The sequence below is a fragment of the Georgfuchsia toluolica genome (assembly GCF_907163265.1).
Taxonomy (GTDB): Bacteria; Pseudomonadota; Gammaproteobacteria; order Burkholderiales; family Rhodocyclaceae; genus Georgfuchsia; species Georgfuchsia toluolica.
In genome coordinates, this window is record NZ_CAJQUM010000001.1 from 1,470,997 (window position 1) to 1,488,079 (window position 17,083).

At 59.9% G+C, this 17,083-nt stretch carries 14 protein-coding genes; 11 read left to right on the forward strand and 3 right to left on the reverse strand.

Going from position 1 to position 17,083, the window contains the following annotated elements:
- Window positions 1-2: 2 nt before the first annotated feature.
- Genes gspE through K5E80_RS06960 form a run of 3 tightly spaced genes read right to left on the reverse strand, consistent with a single transcriptional unit; the run spans window position 3 to window position 4,204 of the window.
- Complete coding sequence (gspE, locus tag K5E80_RS06950; RefSeq protein WP_220635468.1) at window positions 3-1,472, reverse strand: type II secretion system ATPase GspE; 1,470 nt, start codon at window positions 1,470-1,472, stop codon at window positions 3-5.
- Window positions 1,469-3,538: a type II secretion system secretin GspD gene (gene gspD / locus K5E80_RS06955; protein WP_220635469.1), complete on the reverse strand. Its 2,070-nt coding sequence runs from the start codon at window positions 3,536-3,538 to the stop codon at window positions 1,469-1,471. The genes gspE and gspD overlap by 4 nt, the downstream gene beginning before the upstream one ends.
- A gap of 60 nt (window positions 3,539-3,598) precedes the next feature.
- A complete protein-coding gene (locus K5E80_RS06960) occupies window positions 3,599-4,204 on the reverse strand; it encodes a type II secretion system protein N (RefSeq protein WP_220635470.1) in 606 nt (201 codons plus the stop codon).
- 199 nt (window positions 4,205-4,403) lie between these two features.
- Here K5E80_RS06960 and gspG point away from each other — a divergent pair, with 199 nt between their 5' ends.
- The 11 genes from gspG to K5E80_RS07015 all read left to right on the forward strand — a co-directional run bounded on the left by gspG (window position 4,404) and on the right by K5E80_RS07015 (window position 16,821).
- Window positions 4,404-4,838, forward strand: coding sequence for a type II secretion system major pseudopilin GspG (gene gspG, locus K5E80_RS06965; RefSeq protein WP_220635471.1), 435 nt, complete (start codon window positions 4,404-4,406; stop codon window positions 4,836-4,838).
- Window positions 4,839-4,848: 10 nt separating this feature from the next.
- Window positions 4,849-5,373, forward strand: coding sequence for a GspH/FimT family pseudopilin (locus K5E80_RS06970; RefSeq protein WP_220635472.1), 525 nt, complete (start codon window positions 4,849-4,851; stop codon window positions 5,371-5,373).
- A complete protein-coding gene (gspI, locus tag K5E80_RS06975) occupies window positions 5,351-5,746 on the forward strand; it encodes a type II secretion system minor pseudopilin GspI (protein WP_220635473.1) in 396 nt (131 codons plus the stop codon). The genes K5E80_RS06970 and gspI overlap by 23 nt, the downstream gene beginning before the upstream one ends.
- Window positions 5,743-6,330 carry a type II secretion system protein GspJ gene (locus tag K5E80_RS06980; protein WP_220635474.1) on the forward strand — a complete coding sequence of 196 codons (588 nt, stop codon included), beginning with the start codon at window positions 5,743-5,745 and terminating at the stop codon, window positions 6,328-6,330. The genes gspI and K5E80_RS06980 overlap by 4 nt, the downstream gene beginning before the upstream one ends.
- Window positions 6,327-7,241, forward strand: a complete 915-nt coding sequence (gene gspK / locus K5E80_RS06985; protein WP_220635475.1) for a type II secretion system minor pseudopilin GspK — start codon at window positions 6,327-6,329, stop codon at window positions 7,239-7,241. Before K5E80_RS06980 ends, gspK begins: the two co-directional genes overlap by 4 nt.
- A gap of 81 nt (window positions 7,242-7,322) precedes the next feature.
- Window positions 7,323-8,528, forward strand: a complete 1,206-nt coding sequence (gspL, locus tag K5E80_RS06990) for a type II secretion system protein GspL (RefSeq protein WP_220635476.1) — start codon at window positions 7,323-7,325, stop codon at window positions 8,526-8,528.
- The gene (locus tag K5E80_RS06995) at window positions 8,525-9,016 is read left to right on the forward strand and encodes a type II secretion system protein M (RefSeq protein ID WP_220635477.1); all 492 of its coding nucleotides are present in this window, start codon (window positions 8,525-8,527) and stop codon (window positions 9,014-9,016) included. Before gspL ends, K5E80_RS06995 begins: the two co-directional genes overlap by 4 nt.
- Window positions 9,013-9,756: a type II secretion system protein N gene (locus K5E80_RS07000; RefSeq protein WP_220635478.1), complete on the forward strand. Its 744-nt coding sequence runs from the start codon at window positions 9,013-9,015 to the stop codon at window positions 9,754-9,756. The genes K5E80_RS06995 and K5E80_RS07000 overlap by 4 nt, the downstream gene beginning before the upstream one ends.
- Window positions 9,757-10,102: 346 nt before the next feature.
- Complete coding sequence (locus K5E80_RS07005; protein WP_220635479.1) at window positions 10,103-12,790, forward strand: OmcA/MtrC family decaheme c-type cytochrome; 2,688 nt, start codon at window positions 10,103-10,105, stop codon at window positions 12,788-12,790.
- Between the two features lie 653 nt (window positions 12,791-13,443).
- Window positions 13,444-16,215, forward strand: a complete 2,772-nt coding sequence (locus K5E80_RS07010) for an OmcA/MtrC family decaheme c-type cytochrome (protein ID WP_220635480.1) — start codon at window positions 13,444-13,446, stop codon at window positions 16,213-16,215.
- 168 nt (window positions 16,216-16,383) lie between these two features.
- Window positions 16,384-16,821 carry a helix-hairpin-helix domain-containing protein gene (locus K5E80_RS07015; RefSeq protein WP_220635481.1) on the forward strand — a complete coding sequence of 146 codons (438 nt, stop codon included), beginning with the start codon at window positions 16,384-16,386 and terminating at the stop codon, window positions 16,819-16,821.
- Window positions 16,822-17,083 lie beyond the last annotated feature (262 nt).

Consider the following 17,083-nt stretch of genomic DNA (forward strand, 5'->3'; position numbering starts at 1 on the left):
CGCTATTCGCGCGTCACGCGCACCACCTCGTCCAGGCTGATCTCGCCCAGAGTGGCCCAGCGCATGCCGTCGTCACGCAGTGAGCGCATGCCATGTGCAATAGCGTGGTCACGCAAGGCCTGCTCTGAAGCACGGTCATGGATCAACCGGCGCAGCGTGTCGTCGACGGTAAGCAGTTCATATATGCCGGTACGGCCGCGATAACCCGAGTTGTTGCAGGCGGGGCAGCCTTGCGCAGTGTAGAAACTTCCTGGCATAGGTGCGAATCCGAGCGCCTTCAGCTGCGCCCCATCCGTCGTAAACGGTTTGCGGCATTCCGGGCAAAGGCGGCGCACCAACCGCTGTGCTACCACGCCGATCAGGCTGGTGGCGAGCAGAAACGGTTCCACGCCCATGTCGACCAGCCGCGTGACGGCGCTCACCGAATCGTTGGTATGCAGCGTGGCGAACACCAGGTGGCCGGTCAGGCTCGCCTGCACAGCGATCTGCGCAGTCTCCAGATCGCGGATTTCGCCGATCATGACGACATCGGGATCCTGGCGCAGGATGGTACGCAGCGCACGCGCGAAGCTCATGTCGATGCGGGCGTTGATCTGGGTCTGGCTGATGCCGTCGAGGTCGTACTCGATCGGATCCTCCACCGTCATGATGTTGAGCGCCTTCGGATCCAGGCGCGAAAGGGCGGCGTAAAGCGTCGTGGTCTTGCCCGACCCGGTGGGACCGGTAACGAGGACAATGCCATGCGGTGAACTGATGAGCTTGTCCATGGTCGCCAGCGTTGTGGCGTCCATCCCCAGCTTGAAAAGGTCCAACCGCCCTGCCTGCTTGTCCAGCAGGCGCAGCACCACACGCTCGCCATGACCGGTCGGAATTGTCGACACCCGGACATCGATCGGCTTTCCCGCCACCCGCAGCGTGATGCGCCCGTCCTGCGGCAAACGTTTTTCGGCAATGTCGAGTTGCGCCATGATCTTGACGCGCGAGACAAGCGCGCCATGCAGCGCGCGCGCCGGCTCGATCAGATCGCGCAATGTTCCATCGATCCGCAGCCGCACTACCGAGCGCGTTTCAAAGGGTTCGATATGGATGTCGGAGGCGCCGTCGCGCAGCGCCTGAGTGAACAACGCATTGATCAGACGGATCAGCGGCGCGTCGTTCTGGCTTTCGAGCAGGTCCTCGACCTTGGGAATTTCCTGCAACAGCCGCGACAGATCCAGGTCCTGCGCGATGTCGTCGGCGAGCGCAGCGGCGCCGGTATCGGCGGTGTTGTAGAGGGCCGAGATCACCTCATCGAACTCGTCGGCATCGATACGCCTGGCCTGTAGCGGCACACCCAGCGCGCGGCGCACTTCGGCGAGCGCAGTAGCGCGTGCGCCGCTGCGCACTGCCACATGCGCCATTTCATCGTCAACACCAGTAACGACGACGCCTTTGGCCTTGGCGAAGGCGTAGGGAACGGCCGGTTTGCTCATTGCGGCGTGGCGGGTTTGTCCGCTTTAGGCGCTGGCAAACTCGGGCGCGGCGGCAGACGGGGCGATCCGAAATCGGGAAGAATGGCGGACCCGGGTACGGCCTTGGCCTGCTCACCCAGAATATAGTCGTAACGGTCGCCACTGATCGAATTGGCGCTCTCCTCGCTGCGCAGCAACGTCGGCCGCAGGAATACCATGAGGTTGGTCTTGTTGCGCTCGCGCTTGCTGGATTTGAACAGATTGCCGAGCAAGGGGATGTCGCCCAGGAACGGAACCTTACTCGCGCCATCGGTGACCGAGTCCTGCATCAGGCCGCCGATCACGATGATCTTGCCGTCGTCGACCAGCACCGTCGAATCGACCGAGCGTTTATTGGTAATGATGCCCCCGCCGTCCTTGTTGAGATCCTGCACGCTGGAAACCTCCTCGGAAATTTGCAGCCGCACCACGCCACCCTCGGAAATCTGCGGCTTGATCTTCAGCATCAGGCCAACATCCTTGCGCTCAACGGTCTGAAACGGGTTAGCCACGCCAGTACCCGCGCCGGTGTTTGTATAGTTTCCGGTAACAAAAGGTACGTTCTGCCCGACCACAATTTTTGCCTCCTCGTTATCGAGGGTCAGCAACGTCGGCGTGGAGAGGATATTGGTGCTTGAATCCGATGCTACCGCATGGATCAGCGCACCGAGGTTAAGTATCTGGATATCCGTGCCCGGAATCGTGACCGTCCCCCTTAACACGCCGATATTTAGCCCATTTCCGACATCTGATGATGACAGCCCATTTTTCATAGCAGTACCGGAAAGATCAATTATGTTCCCACCTGTATTGCTAAAATTAGTGCCACCAAACGCCTGCGTGCCGTTCTTGCCAAGGCCGGATAGGCTCTGCCATTGAACGCCCAGCTCCGCTGCCTTGTCGGAGGTGACTTCGGCAATCAACGCTTCGATATAGACCTGAGCGCGGCGCACATCGAGTTTCTCCACCGCAGCGCGTAGATTATTGTAGATCGCGTCGGGAGCGGTAATGATGATCGAATTGGTGGCCGCATCGGCCTGGATAATGCCGGATGCCATCCCGCCGCTCTGCGCCGCTACCGGCGCCTGCCCCGGCACAGCCGCCGCCGGCGCGGCCAATTGCGCACCGCTGGATTCACCGCTGTGGATCGCACGCAAGACCTCCGCCAGTTTCACCGCTTGCGCGTTCTTCAGGTAGATCACGTGAATATTACCGCTGGCGCTGGTGGGAGTATCCAGCATCGCCACCAACTCGCGCACCCGCCGCAAGCGCGACGGATCGCCGGCGCGGGCCAGCAGGCTGTTCGAGCGCGCGTCCGCGGCTACCGTAAAACGATTGGTCGGGTCCGCTGTCTGCCCCGGATCGGCGAGCAAGCGACTGATGGTCTGTGCGACGTCCAGCGCCGAGGCGTACTTGAGCGGAATCATGATTGAATCGGAATCGGCGGGCTGGTCTATGGATGCAACGATTTTTTCGATACGCTGCAGGTTGCTCGCATAGTCGGTAACCACCAGCGTATTGCTGCTCTGGTTGGCAGTGATCGAATTGTTGGGAGCGATCAACGGGCGCAATACCGTCACGAGTTGCGTCGCCGATTCGTGTTGCAGCCTGAACACCTGCGTCCTGACGACATCCCCCGCCGCACGCGCATTGTCCGGCGAGTCAGCGTACAGTTTGGCATCTCCCTCCGGAACGATCAGGACCATGCCCCTTTGTTCCACCGCGGTAAAGCCCTGCACCCGTATCGACGACAGGAACACCTGATAGACCTGCGACCGCGACATCGGCCTGGCCGAGACGATGCTGACCGTGCCCTTGACGCGCGGATCGAGAACAAAGTTCTTCCTGGTGATTTCGCTCACCGCCTTCACCACGCCTTCGATGTCCGCATTGACGAAGTTGAGCGTAACCATATCGGGGCCACTCGGACGCGCAGCCGCCTTGGCAGGAGGATTTTCGGCAGGTGCCGTGTCATCAGCCCACGCCTGCCCGCTTGCAACTGCGATGGCGAGCCACAAAAAACCAGTTCGTAACCAGTAATGCTTCATAGATGATCCTTGGCTGCGCCGTAAAAAACCGATGGCGACATTATCTGAAAATCATGGGTTTCAATCACTGTCATTTTGTTGACGAGAGGATCTCCTGCCTCGCCGATTAGCCGGTCGTATGACTTGAGGAGCAACAGGTTCTGTAACTTGTGGTTGTGGAACAGCGGACTCCGTAGGTCGTCCGACAGCGTATGCCGCGGCTTGCGGTGCAGGGGACGCGGAGGTTTTCTTCTCCGGCAATGCAAGCGTTTCGCGCAAGCCATTGCGTTCCAGGATGACGTTAGCTGCGTGAACTTCGGCAAGGCGAATGCCGGGAGCAATCTCCTCGCCCTCCTGCACCGCCAGAATCTGCTTCGCTTCCAATTGCACGATCGCATAACCGCGCCGGCCGGGTGAGGCGGCCACTACGCCGAGCAGCTTGATCGCAATACCGGTGGGCGCAGCAGTCTCCTGATTGCGTGGCACGTTGCCAAAAATGGCTGCGGCGGCCGCTACACTGCCACTTTGCACCGCGCTCGCCTCGATGCGCGGTTCGGCACGCGGCGCAAACCACTCCCAGGTCCAGTAAGCGAGCACGACGCCGAGCAGCGCGAGCGCGACCAAAGTCAGTGAGGAAACGAGAGCCGTTTGCGCAAGACTGGATCGACCCAAAGAGAGCGCCTGCATTCTTCCTCAATCCTCGTTAATTATCATACGTGCGCCTAAAAACGGGCCAAGGGCGGTAATCGGCTGAATGCATGAATTGGCACATCATATATTAGGAATGGACTGCTGGGACCGCCGGTTACGTCTATCGAAGCATTATAATTGATGTTATTGCCCCCAAGAGAGGGGAGCATCAATTGTTGAAAGGGATAATTTAGCGATGCTGATCGATGTACGCAGGCAACGTGGTTTCACCTTGCTCGAAGTAATGGTAGTCGTCGTCATTCTCGGCATTCTCGCCGCCCTGGTGGTACCAAAGATTATCAGCCGTCCGGATGAGGCGCGGGTGATTGCAGCGAAACAGGACATCGCGAGCCTGATGCAGGCGCTCAAACTCTACCGCCTGGACAATCAGCGCTACCCGACGACAGACCAGGGGTTGCAGGCGCTGGTGGTCAAGCCGGAGACCTCGCCGATCCCGCTCAACTGGAAGTCGGGCGGATATGTCGAGCGCCTGCCGAAAGATCCCTGGGGCAATCCCTATCAGTTCCTCAATCCCGGCGTGCATGGCGAGATCGATGTTTTCAGCTACGGCGCCGATGGCGCGTCCGGTGGCGAGGGTAATGACACCGACATCGGTTCCTGGGAACTCTAGGCCGGCGGCAATGAGCCGCGCGATTATCTCGGCGCCAAGCCGGGGCTTCACGCTGATCGAGATGCTCGTGGTGCTGATGATCATGGGCCTGTTCATCGGCCTGGTCAGCGCCATCACACAGCCCGATGATCGCGCCATATTGAAACTCGAAGCGGACCGCATGGCGCAGCTTCTGGATTTTGCCGCCACGGAAGCGCGGCTCACGGGGAAATCCATCGCCTGGACCGCCGACGAATCGGGCTACCGCTTCTGGCGCCTGGATGACGACGGCACCTGGTCTGAAATTCGCGACAGCGATCTGTTGCGCGCGTTGACCCTGCCGCAAGGCATGATGGTTTCCGATTTTCGCGTGGAGAACATGAAGCCGCAGGGAGCCATGCGTCTGGAATTTACTCCGCAGGGGTCGTCACTGGCATTCACCATCGGCATGGCACTGGGCAAGGAACATATTGCCGTCACTGGCTCTCCGGTCGGCGACGTGCGCGTAGCAGTACCAGGAGAAGGCCCAGAGAATGGCCAAGTGGCGCTGCGCTAGCGGCAAAGGGTTCACCCTGGTCGAAGTGCTGGTCGCGCTGGCCATCGTCTCGATCGCGCTGATGGCGGCACTGCGCGCCGCCGGCCAGGGCACGAACAACGTGGCCGAACTGCGCTCACGCCTGCTCGCCGGCTGGATTGCGGAAAACCTGCTGGCCGAGCACCGCGCACGCGCTGACTGGCTGCCGCCGGGGATGCTGCGCGGCACCGCGCGTCAAGGCAACCTCGACTTCGCCTGGCGCGAGGAAATCATCGCCACTCCGAACGCCGCCTTCCGCCGCGTCGAGGTACAGGTATTTGCGACGGCCGAAGAGGCGCATGCTTTGGCGCACCTCACCGGGTTCATCGTCAATGCGCCGGGATCAGGCAAATGAAAACCGCACGCGGTTTCACCCTGATCGAGGTAATGGTCGCGCTGCTGGTACTGTCGCTGCTCGCGTTGATGTCCTACCGCGGGCTGGGAGCGGTACTCGACGCGCGCGAACACGTCAAGCGGGAAACCGACAAATGGCAGCGCGTGGCAGCGTTTTACGGGCGCTTCGAGCGCGACGTGGAACTGGCAGCGCCACGTCCAGTACGCAGCGGCGACAGACTCGCGCCAGCATGGCTGGGCACACCAGCGGCGGAAACGGTTGCGGCGAGCCTGGAATTCAGCCACTTCGCTTCGGCTGACGGCATCGACACGGCACGCAGGATCGCCTATCGGCTCAACGAAAAAAACGAGATCGAGTTGTGGTTGTGGCCTGGACTGGATGTCGCACCCGACGCACAACCCCAGCACTATCCGGTACTGGCCGGAGTGAAGACCTTCGAATTACAGTACCTTAATCCTGCCCTGCTCTGGGTCAACGCCTGGCCCACGGCGCCGACCGACAAGCCAATTCCGCGCGCAGTGCGCCTGCGCATCGTGCTCGCCACGGACGAAGAAATCGTGCGCATATTCGTGCTGCAATCATGAAAATCCAACAGCGTGGCGTCGCCATCGTGCTCGCCATGGGCGTGGTTGCGCTTGCCGCCATGGCAGCAGTGGCGATCATGGTTTCGCAGAGCACATGGGCGCGCCAGGTCGAACTGACGACTGACCACATCCAGGCACGTTCCGTACTGCTGGCTGGCGCAGACTGGGCGCGCGCCATACTCTACGATGACCGTCGCATAAGCAATGTCGACCATCTGGGCGAACCCTGGGCGTTGAAACTACCGCCGATGTCGGTCGAAAACGGCGAACTGCTTGGCCTGATCGAGGATCAGCAGGGAAAATTCAATATCAATAATCTGGTAACGGGAGGAAAGATCAATGTGGTGCAGCTCGCGCACTTCAGCAAACTGCTGTCGATCCTGGGCTTGCCGGCCGAACTCGCAGGCGCGCTTGCCGACTGGATCGACGCCGACAGCCAGCCACAGCCGCAGGATGGGGCCGAGGACGAATACTACCTTGCCCTGGATCCACCCTACCTCGCCGCCGACCAGCCGCTCATCGACGTGGATGAACTGGCGCTGGTACGTGGCTTCGACGACAATGTGCGCACCCGCCTGCGCCCTTACATAACGGCGCTGCCCAAGACCACTGCCGTCAATGTGAATACCGCCCCCGCCGAAGTGATCGCCGCAGTAATCGATGGCCTCGACCTTGGTAGCGCCCAGCTTTTGGTCTCGCAACGGGAACGGACATATTTTCGCGGCAGCGACGAATTCATCGCACGCCTTCCGCGCGGCGCGGAAGCGGCATCCGGCGGCATCAGCGTGAGCAGCGATTACTTCATGGCGACACTGCGCGTGACTATCGGCGGCGCTTCGGCGCGCGGCAAGGCCCTGTTCTCGCGCCAAACCCCCAACTGGCCTGATATCGTATGGCGCAAATATCTATGATACGGTCGGGATGCGGAGTAGAGGCCGCACCGGCCCACATTCCAATACAATGGCAATGAACACCTTTAGCAAGGCTACGCTATGAGTTTGCTTCGAATTTACGGTTTATTGCGCGAGGCGCCACAACGTTGTCAATGGGCGCTGGTCGGCGACGGCCGCGAAGCGGTCGTTGGCGAAGGATCGCTGGCGCAACTGCCGCAGCGCGCCGAACGCGTGCAACTGGTGCTTCCCGCCGCCGATGTCCTGATCACCCGGGCGCGCCTGCCGCAATCGGCCAAGCGCCGCACCGGGGCGATGCTCGCCTATGCCGTGGAAGAGGAAATCGTCGGCGACCCCGATGCCAATCAGGTAAGCTGGCTCGGCTCCGCAGGTGATGCCGATGTGCTCGCCGTCGCCGACCAGCAGGGCCTCAAGGCCTGGCACGACGCACTCGACGCCGTTGGTATCCGCGGCTACGAAGTGCACTGCGAAACCTTGATGCTGCCGCGGATGGAAGGCGAATGGAGCCTCGCCTGGAACGGTCACGAGGGATTCGTGCGCACCTCCGATCTCGAAGGCGGCGCGACCGATCGCGGCGACTCGGCATCCCCCCCGCTGTCACTGCGCCTGATGCTCGACGAAGTGAAGGCCCGTGGCGAGGCTCCTTCATCGATCGCGGTGTACGCGACTGTACCCGATGCGCCACTCAAAATCGACGCATGGCAACGCGCGCTCGGCGTCGCCCTGCGCACTGCCGAACCCTGGGACTGGCGCTCGGCGCCACCCGAAGCCGGCGTCAGTCTGATGAAGGAGCGCATACGCTGGCGCCTGCCACCCGATACTCTCGCCCGTCTGCGCCCAGCGGCATGGATCATGACTGCAGTCTTGGCCATACATTCACTGGCGCTGGTCGCGGACTGGACTCGCCTCGCCAGCGAGCAGCGCAACTTGCGCACACGCATGGAATCGCGTTTCCGCGCTTCCTTCCCGCAAGCCGTCGCGATAGCGGATCCGGCGCTGCAAATGCGGCGCAACCTGGCCGAGGCACGACATGCCGTCGGGCAACCTGACAGTGGTGACTTTCTACCGATGATAAGCAACGTGGCAGCAGCATTGAGACAGGTACCACCAGGCGGACTGCGCATCGCCTCCTACGAGAGCGGACGCATGACGCTCGAACTTGCTGGTGTGCAGAACGATGGCATTCGCAGCATCGTGGCGCGTCTGCTCCAATCCGGCTTGCGCGTCGACCAGGGTGTTCAGGCTGCGCCTGGTGGAAAAGTAGTTATCACGGTGCGCGCATCATGAAGGCGCGGCTGCAGAAGCTGTGGGAATCACGCTCGCCGCGCGACCGGGTGATCATCGTCACGCTGGCCGTGGTTGTGGGAGCCATGCTGTACCTGTTGCTGGTGCAGTCGGCGAACCAGGCTCGAACCCAACTGGGAGCATCGGTATCCGTTCTGCGTGCACAGGCGCTGCGTCTGGAATCCGATGCAAACGAACTCGCCCGCGTGCGCGCTATGCCTTCACCTCCCACGCCGCAGTCCGACCTGCGTACGCAAATACAGTCTCAGGCCAATGCCACCGGACTCGGGCGCGCGCTGCTGCGCATCGATGCCAGAGGGGCCGATCAGGTGCAAGTGGTATTCGGGTCGGTGCCTTTCGCCGACTGGCTGGCCTGGGTCGCAACCCTGCAGGAGCAGCGCATCCGGCTTGACACCAGCCGCATTGAGGCCCTGACCACGCCGGGATTGGTGAGCATAACCGCCACCTTCACCCGCGCCAAAGCACAGTGAGCCGCTGGCTACTGATTGGCCTTGGGCTTGCTGTCTTTGCGCTTGGACTGATCGCCACCGCGCCGTCGACCCTGATCGACGCACGCCTGGCACAAGCCAGTGCAGGCGCGCTGCGTCTCGCTGAAGCCAGCGGTACGTTATGGTCGGGGACGGGACAGATCGAGATCCTCGATGTAAACCGCCGTAGCGGAATCGCAAAGAGCATCGCCTGGAAAATCCGACCCGCGTATCTGCTGCGCGGAAAACTCCGGTATGAAGTCACACTGGATCGTGCGCCCCGGCATTTTCCAGTGACGATTACGCCGTCACGGATCGAAGTAGAGGATGCCGACATCGACTTGCCCGCCGCCGCACTCGGCCTTGGCATACCCAAGCTGGCCCCGCTCGGACTCACTGGCGACATGCTGTTGCACATTGCACGGCTTACCTTCGGGCGCGACTCGATCCAGGGCAACGCCACACTGCAATGGCGCGGCGCAGGATCGGCGTTTACACGAGTCTCGCCTCTGGGCGACTATGAACTGCGACTCGATGGTGACGGCGCCACGGTACGAACGTCGCTGCGCACGGTTCAGGGACCATTGCAGCTCGACGGCGAAGGTTCATGGTACGGTGGGGGCAATCTCGCGTTTTCGGGCACTGCCCACATTCCACCGCAGCACCAGCAACAGCTCGCGCCGCTGTTGCGAATGATCGCCGTCGAACGTGGCGATGGAAGCTTCGCACTACAACTCAAATAGCGGAATCGAAAGCGTGATTCCGTTCGCATAATCACACAATCAAAGACTGACGGACTATAAAAACTCGGAGGCCGCGGCATACCGGGAGGGTTTTGATCATCTGTTTGATCTGTATCAGCTTTGATCCATGTCAATAAAGAAATTATGGTTACTAGTATCCTTTGTAACGTTTTATTACTGGCATGTGATGGCGCTTTTATTAATTAATAACTTTAGCATTAACAGGAGATTGGCAAGTCAGAAGGCAGTTTCGGGGAATGGCAGTACCTAAACAAATGCAAATGCAAATGCGGCTCCTTAGGAACCGTGGTGACGTTTTGGAGTTATCTCTAATTAGGAGAAATAAATGAAGTTTATAACACTGATCCGATTGGGTCTTGTAATGCTGATAGCCGGTACTTTGGCTGGATGCGGCGATGATGGCAGCAACGGCTCACCCGGCGCAACGGGGGCACAGGGTCCGGCGGGTCCGGCAGGCCCAGCGGGCCAGGATGCGGTTGCCACAGTCGCGGTGGCCAGCAACACCGCTACGCCTACTTCGGCTTCAACTGCGGCCTGGGCGGCACTGGCACCACAGGTCACGGTGCAAAGCGTGACCATCGCCAGCGCCCCCGTCGTCAATTTCACGGTGAAAGATGCCGCCGGCAATCCGGTGGTGGGTCTGGGCAACACATCGCAAAGCGCGACCGCCACAGTTCCCAGCTATCCCAATCTGGCTTTCGCCCTGGCCAAACTGGTTCCCGGTACTAGCGGCGCTCCCAGCAAGTGGGTTAGCTACATCGTGACCACGGTGCCGACCAAGAATGCGACCACCGGCGCCATTACCGCCTCGGTCCCGACCCGGCCCAGTTCCGACAACACCGGTACGCTGGTCGATAACGGGAATGGCAGCTACACCTACACCTTCTATCGCGACATCACCAAGATCAAGGACGAAGTTGCGGCAGCCACGCTGACCGCGCCCAACGTCGCCGCGGATCTGGGCGATCTGACCTATAATGCGAACGCGGTTCACCGCTTGGTGATCCAGCTTTCCGGCAACGCACCCGGCACCGGCAGCAACACCCCCAATGGCGTTACCGTGACCCCTAGCGTCGCCATGGAGAATCCGGCCAACGCGATCTATGACTTCATTCCCGCCACCGGCCCGGTAGCCGCTACCGATCCTTCGCGCGACATCGTTGCTACGGCCAAGTGCAATGAATGCCACGGCAAGCTGGCGCTACACGGCGGTGGCCGTGTTGAAACGAAATACTGCGTGGTCTGCCACACCGACCAGCGCAAGTACGGCCGTACCGAAGCCACGACCACGGCAACCGGCTTTTCCGGCAGCACCTACCGGATCGGCGGCAATGCAGTCGGCGACTTCCCCAACTACGTCCATAAACTCCATATGAGTCACCATTTGAGCAAGGACGGGTACAACTACGCCAATATCCTGTTCAACGAAATCACCTATCCGCAGGACATCAAGAACTGCGTCAAGTGCCACGATGGATCGGCGACCTCCAACGCCAAGACCGCCAATGGCGACAACTGGAAGAACGTGCCCAATCGCCTCGTTTGCGGTGCCTGCCACGACGGTATCAACTTTGCTACAGGCGGCGGAACGACTTTGAACGGTGAATTCGCCGGCCACGTCGGCGGCGCCAAGGCGGACGACTCTCAGTGCGCGCTGTGCCACGATGCCACTTCGATCGCGACGATTTACCACGTGACGGTCGATCCTGAAGGTTCGAGTGGTCGTGCCGGATACCCGGCAAACACCGCATTGGACACGCCCACGCCGGGTTTCCCCTCCGGACAAGGTCCTACGATTCCGCTGGCGTCCCAGCTCGGCAATCTGCCGGCTGGCGTCTTCAAGATGAATTTCGAGATCAAGCAGGTCACCGTCGCTGGTGCCGCCGGCGCCAAGAAAGCCACAGTCGTCTATCGCATCCTGAAAGACGGACTGCCGGTCACCCTGAACGCCACGGGCTTCCTGATGAACAACGTCGATGGCACGCCCAGCATTTATGTGGCTTATGCGGTCACACAAGACGGCATTACAAATCCGGCCGACTGGAATGCCAGCACCAATATGACGGTCAAGGCGCTGCGCGATGGTGCTTTGCAGACCGGCCCCGACGCGGATGGCTTCTACAGCGCGACGCTGAGCGGCACCATCCCTGACGCGGCGAAGATGGTCACCGCCGCGATTGGTATCAACTACCAAGGCTTCGTCCAGCTGGGTCACCCGGAATTCCCCAATGGAATCCGGCTGCGCGAACCGCAGTTCGTCATGAAGCTCGCGAACGGTTACACGGCTCGCCGCTCCATTGTCAGCAACGCCAAGTGCAACAACTGCCATGGCCAGCTCGGTGTCAGCCCGTCCTTCCATGGCGGCGCACGCAACAACGGCGAAGGCTGCGCGATCTGTCATAACGCCAACAACGCGACCGGCCACACCGGGGCAGCCAACAGCTTCGGCGGCGGCTGGAACGTCGGCATCAAGAACCTCGTGCACTCCATTCACGGATCGGCCAAGCGCGAACAGGATTTCAGCTACGAAGCCACCGCCGCGAATCCGGGCGGCTTCGCGGAAGTCACCTATCCGGGCATCCTGAAGAACTGCGAGACCTGTCACGTGGCCGGCGCCTATGATTTCAGTGCCAGTGCGAACAGTGCTGCTCTGCCCAATCTGTTGTGGACCACGGATGCGAAGGGAGACATGAGCAATCCCACCCTGCTTCCTTCCATCGGCCTTTCGCCCTGGGTGACGATCAATGGCGCGGGGCAGATTAACTACTCCGCCAACAATCTGGTGACTTCACCGATTGCCTCTGCCTGCTTCGGCTGCCACGACAGCAGTCTGGCTGTCGCGCACATGGAATCGAACGGGGGCACCATCGTCCGGTTGTTCTCCAGCGTCGCCTCGACGGCAACGCGTCCGGCAATTGGCACAGCGTCGACGATGACATTTACCAAGACCGAGCAGTGCACGCTTTGCCATGGTTCCGGCAAAGTGGCCGACATCAAGGCCATGCATGAGTAATAAAGTGGCCGAGGTTTGGTCACGGTAACAGCCGGGGCACGGTGACCGTGCCTTGGCAAAGTGCCAATAAACCCGGAGGCGGCAACGCTTCCGGGTTTTTTTCGTTTACTCCGGGTGCAACCGCGACATGGACTGCCGGCCATGGTCGATAGGCGATTACTCCAGGGAAATCCAGAAGCTATTTACTGCAACGCATGCAAACACGCTCAGCAATGGGACGGCATTACAGCCTGGATGACAGCCGAGAGACTCCAATTAGCCTTAATCATCGGATACGGAGAGCATTTGTTGATCCAGATCATAAAAGCTGTCGTTATGCGCCGCATTTCAGGCTATGCGCCAAGAGCGCTTGATCTGTGTCAAACAGGGCACATTATGTTGCCCGTATATTTTGTTACCGCTAGTTACGGATTGTCTGGTAGCGAAGCGCGCATAAATGGGGATGCGAGCTTGCCTCCATTGCATTACGCCGCGAACACGCTGTATCAGCATGAAGTAACGAACGCAAGTGGATGAAATCCGCAGTTAAACATTCAGCATTACTGAGGGTTGGCAATCGAGCGCAGGTTCTTGAAACAGCAGTATCTAAGCAGTGCGACTCCTTACGGAATCGTATCGGGGTTTTTTAGTTATCTTCTAATTGGGAGAAATAAATGAAGTTTAAAACACTGATCCGATTGGGTCTTGTAATGCTGATAGCCGGTACTTTGGCTGGATGCGGCGATGATGGCAGCAACGGCTCACCCGGCGCAACGGGGGCACAGGGTCCGGCGGGTCCGGCAGGCCCAGCGGGCCAGGATGCGGTTGCCACAGTCGCGGTGGCCAGCAACACCGCTACGCCTACTTCGGCTTCAACTGCGGCCTGGGCGGCACTGGCACCACAGGTCACGGTGCAAAGCGTGACCATCGCCAGCGCCCCCGTCGTCAATTTCACGGTGAAAGATGCCGCCGGCAATCCGGTGGTGGGTCTGGGCAACAAGTCCCAAAGCGCCACCGCCACTGTGGCCAGCTTGACCAACCTCGGTTTCACCCTGGCCAAGTTGGTACCCGGCACCAACGGCGCCCCCAGCAAGTGGGTCAGCTATAACGTACTCAGGCCGGTAACCGTAGCCGAGAAGGCGGGGACTATCGCTGCCACAACGTCCTGCGATTCCGCCACTGCTCCGACCTGGTGCGGTACTTTCCCCACTACGGATGCTCAAGGCACCTTGGTCGATAACGGTGATGGCACCTACCAATACACCTTCTACCGCGATCCCACGCAAGTCGCAACGCTTGCGGCGGCCCTGATAGACACAGCTAACGGCCTTAATAAAAAGGCCGATCTGGGCGATTTGAGCTTCGATGCGACCCTAACCCACCGTCTGGGAATTCAGCTCGGCGGCGCTGCCCCCGGCACCGGATCCAACACGCCCACTGCCGTGACCGTAACTCCCAGCGTGAATATGGTTAACACCGCGAACGCCGTGTTTGATTTCCGCCCCGATGGCGGCTCCCTGGCCAGCACGCGCAATATCGTCAAGATCGATTCCTGCAGCGGATGCCACGCCGGGAAAGTCCTGGCCCACGGCAGTCGCAAGGATCCGCAATATTGCGTGACCTGCCATACCGACCAGATCAGGTACTCCTTCAGCCAGGAAGCGAGCAGTACCGATGGCGGCATGACCCTGACCGGAACCACCCGCCAGACCACCGCCGTCGTCGATGGTCGCGCCTTGGGCAACCTCCCCAATATGCTGCATCACATCCACATGGGTGAGAAGCTGCTCAAGCAGGGCTACAACTTTAATAACTCCTCTGAAGGCAAATTCAACGAGGTTACCTATCCGCAGCCGGTTACAAACTGCGTCAAGTGCCACGATGGTTCGGCCACTGCGGTCAACAAGACCGCCAACGGCGACAACTGGAAGATGGTGCCCAGCCGCCTCGCCTGCGGCGCTTGCCATGACGGCATCAACTTTGCCACCGGCGGCGGAACGACTTTGAACGGTGAATTCGCCGGCCACGTTGGCGGTGCCAAGGCGGACGACTCTCAGTGCGCGCTCTGCCATGGTGCGGCTGATATTCCGATGTATCACGTAACGGTCGATCCTACGGGCTCCAATGGCGGCCGTGGCGGTTACCCGCTGAACACTGCAGTGGACACGCCTACCGTCGGTTACGCGGCCGGAATGGGTCCTGATATCGCTCTGGCATCGCAGCTGAATATGCCAGCCGGCGCCTACAAGATTGGTCTCGAGATCAAGTCGGCCAGCGTGGCCAGCAATAAAGCCACCGTGGTATATCGCATCCTGAAGGATGATGGAGCTGGTGGAGCAATGGCACCGGTCACCTTGAACGCCAAGCCTGCCTGCGCCACAACAGTCCCGGCAACCTGTACCTATCAAGACAAGGACTATCTGATCAACAACCTTGCCGGGTCGCCCAGTATCTATGTGGTTTACGCTGCTGCTACGGATGGCGTTGCAAGTCCGGCCGACTGGACTGGTTCCATTAGCGCCAGCGTGAGCGATCTTCGTGACGGCATAGCAAGCAAAGGGACCCAGACCGGCCCCGATGTGGACGGCTATTACACGGCAACCTTGGCCACCGCTCTTCCGGCCGGTGCGAAGTTGGTAACCGCGGCGCTTGGCGTCAATTACAACGGTTTCGTCCAACTGAACCTTGCCGATTATCCGAAAGGACTGCGCCTGCGCGAGACACAGTTTGCGATAAAGACCGCGACCGGTTACACCGCCCGCCGTTCCGTTGTCAGTAATGCAAAATGCAACAACTGCCATGGACAACTGGGTGTCGACCCGTCCTTCCACAGCGGCTCGCGTAACAATGGCGAAGGCTGCCCCATCTGCCATACGGCGAACACCCCGGCTGGCCATGGCGCCACCGGCTGGAGTCTGCAGGCCAAAAACATGATTCACAGCATCCATGGCGCTTCGAAGCGGACGCAGGATTTCACCTACCAGGCCACCGCCGAAAACCCGAAGGGTTTTGGTGACGTCACCTATCCGGGCGTGCTGAAAAAATGCGAAACCTGTCACGTTCCTGGCAGTTATGACTTCGGCGCGACCGCAAATGCGGCTGCCGTACCCAATCTGCTGTGGGCGACGGATACCAATGCCGTGACCCATACGGCTGGGAGCCTTGATCTTTCACCCTGGGTAACGACGAATGGCGCCGGCCCTGGTGATTACTCAACCGATAACTTGGTGAGCTCACCGATCGCCTCTGCCTGCTTCGGTTGCCATGACAGCAGTTTAGCCGTATCGCACATGGAGTCGAATGGCGGCACCATCGTCAGGCGGGCTTCAACCGTTACGGTTACTGGCACCGGTGTTCGCACCAGCGGCTTTGCCAAGGCCGAACAATGCACACTTTGCCATGCTTCAGGCAAATTGGCCGACATCAAGACCATGCATGCGCAATAGTCGATGACAGCAACAAGGCCGGAGAACGGTTAATCCGTCTCCGGCGCAGTACCCCAACCGGAAGCGCATCGCTTCCGGTTTCTTTTTGATAGTGCGCATTGACAACAATGGCGGCGTTCGCTATATCTTTCCCATTCCAGCCTTTTCCAGAAAACCCAGGAGAATTTCATGCAATACAAACACAGTTTCATCCCATCCGTTCTGATCGCCGCAGCACTGATGCTGACCACCAGCCTGTCCCTGGCCGTGGAGAACGCGGCAGAGGATAGCTCGGGGGCGAAAGCTGCCAGCGTTGTCAAGACAACAGGAGTCAAGGCCAAGAAGCCCGCTGTTCCTGCCAAAGCCGCAAAGGTTGCCCCGAAAAATCTGGTTGATATCAACAGTGCGAGCAAGGAAGCGTTGATGAAACTCCCCGGCATCGACGCCACTGCAGCCGACAAGATCATCGCCGGCCGACCTTACCTTAGCAAGGCCCATCTGGTTACCCAAAACGTCCTCGCCCGCAGTGTCTACGAAAATCTCAAGACGAAGGTGGTCGCCAAGCAGAACAAGGCGACCGCGAAGAAACTTGAAGAGTTGCAGAAACTGGCGGAGAAGAAGCACTGACCATGTGAAACGGTTGATGGCACCAAAACCGGGGGCATGCTTAATGCGTCTCGGCGCAGCACCAGAAATGGAAGCGTTATGGCTTCCGTTTTTTCGCCTGGGATACGACTCCCGGTGAGACAGGCCCGCTATTGAACCCATGCCATTCCAGCGTGATGCCCGAAAGTTCAAAGCATAGGTAGAACAGCCCATTGACAGAGCAGGCGACCTTGGCTAGTAATAAATAATGTAAAAGAATGTAAGCAAGCTCAAGATAATGACT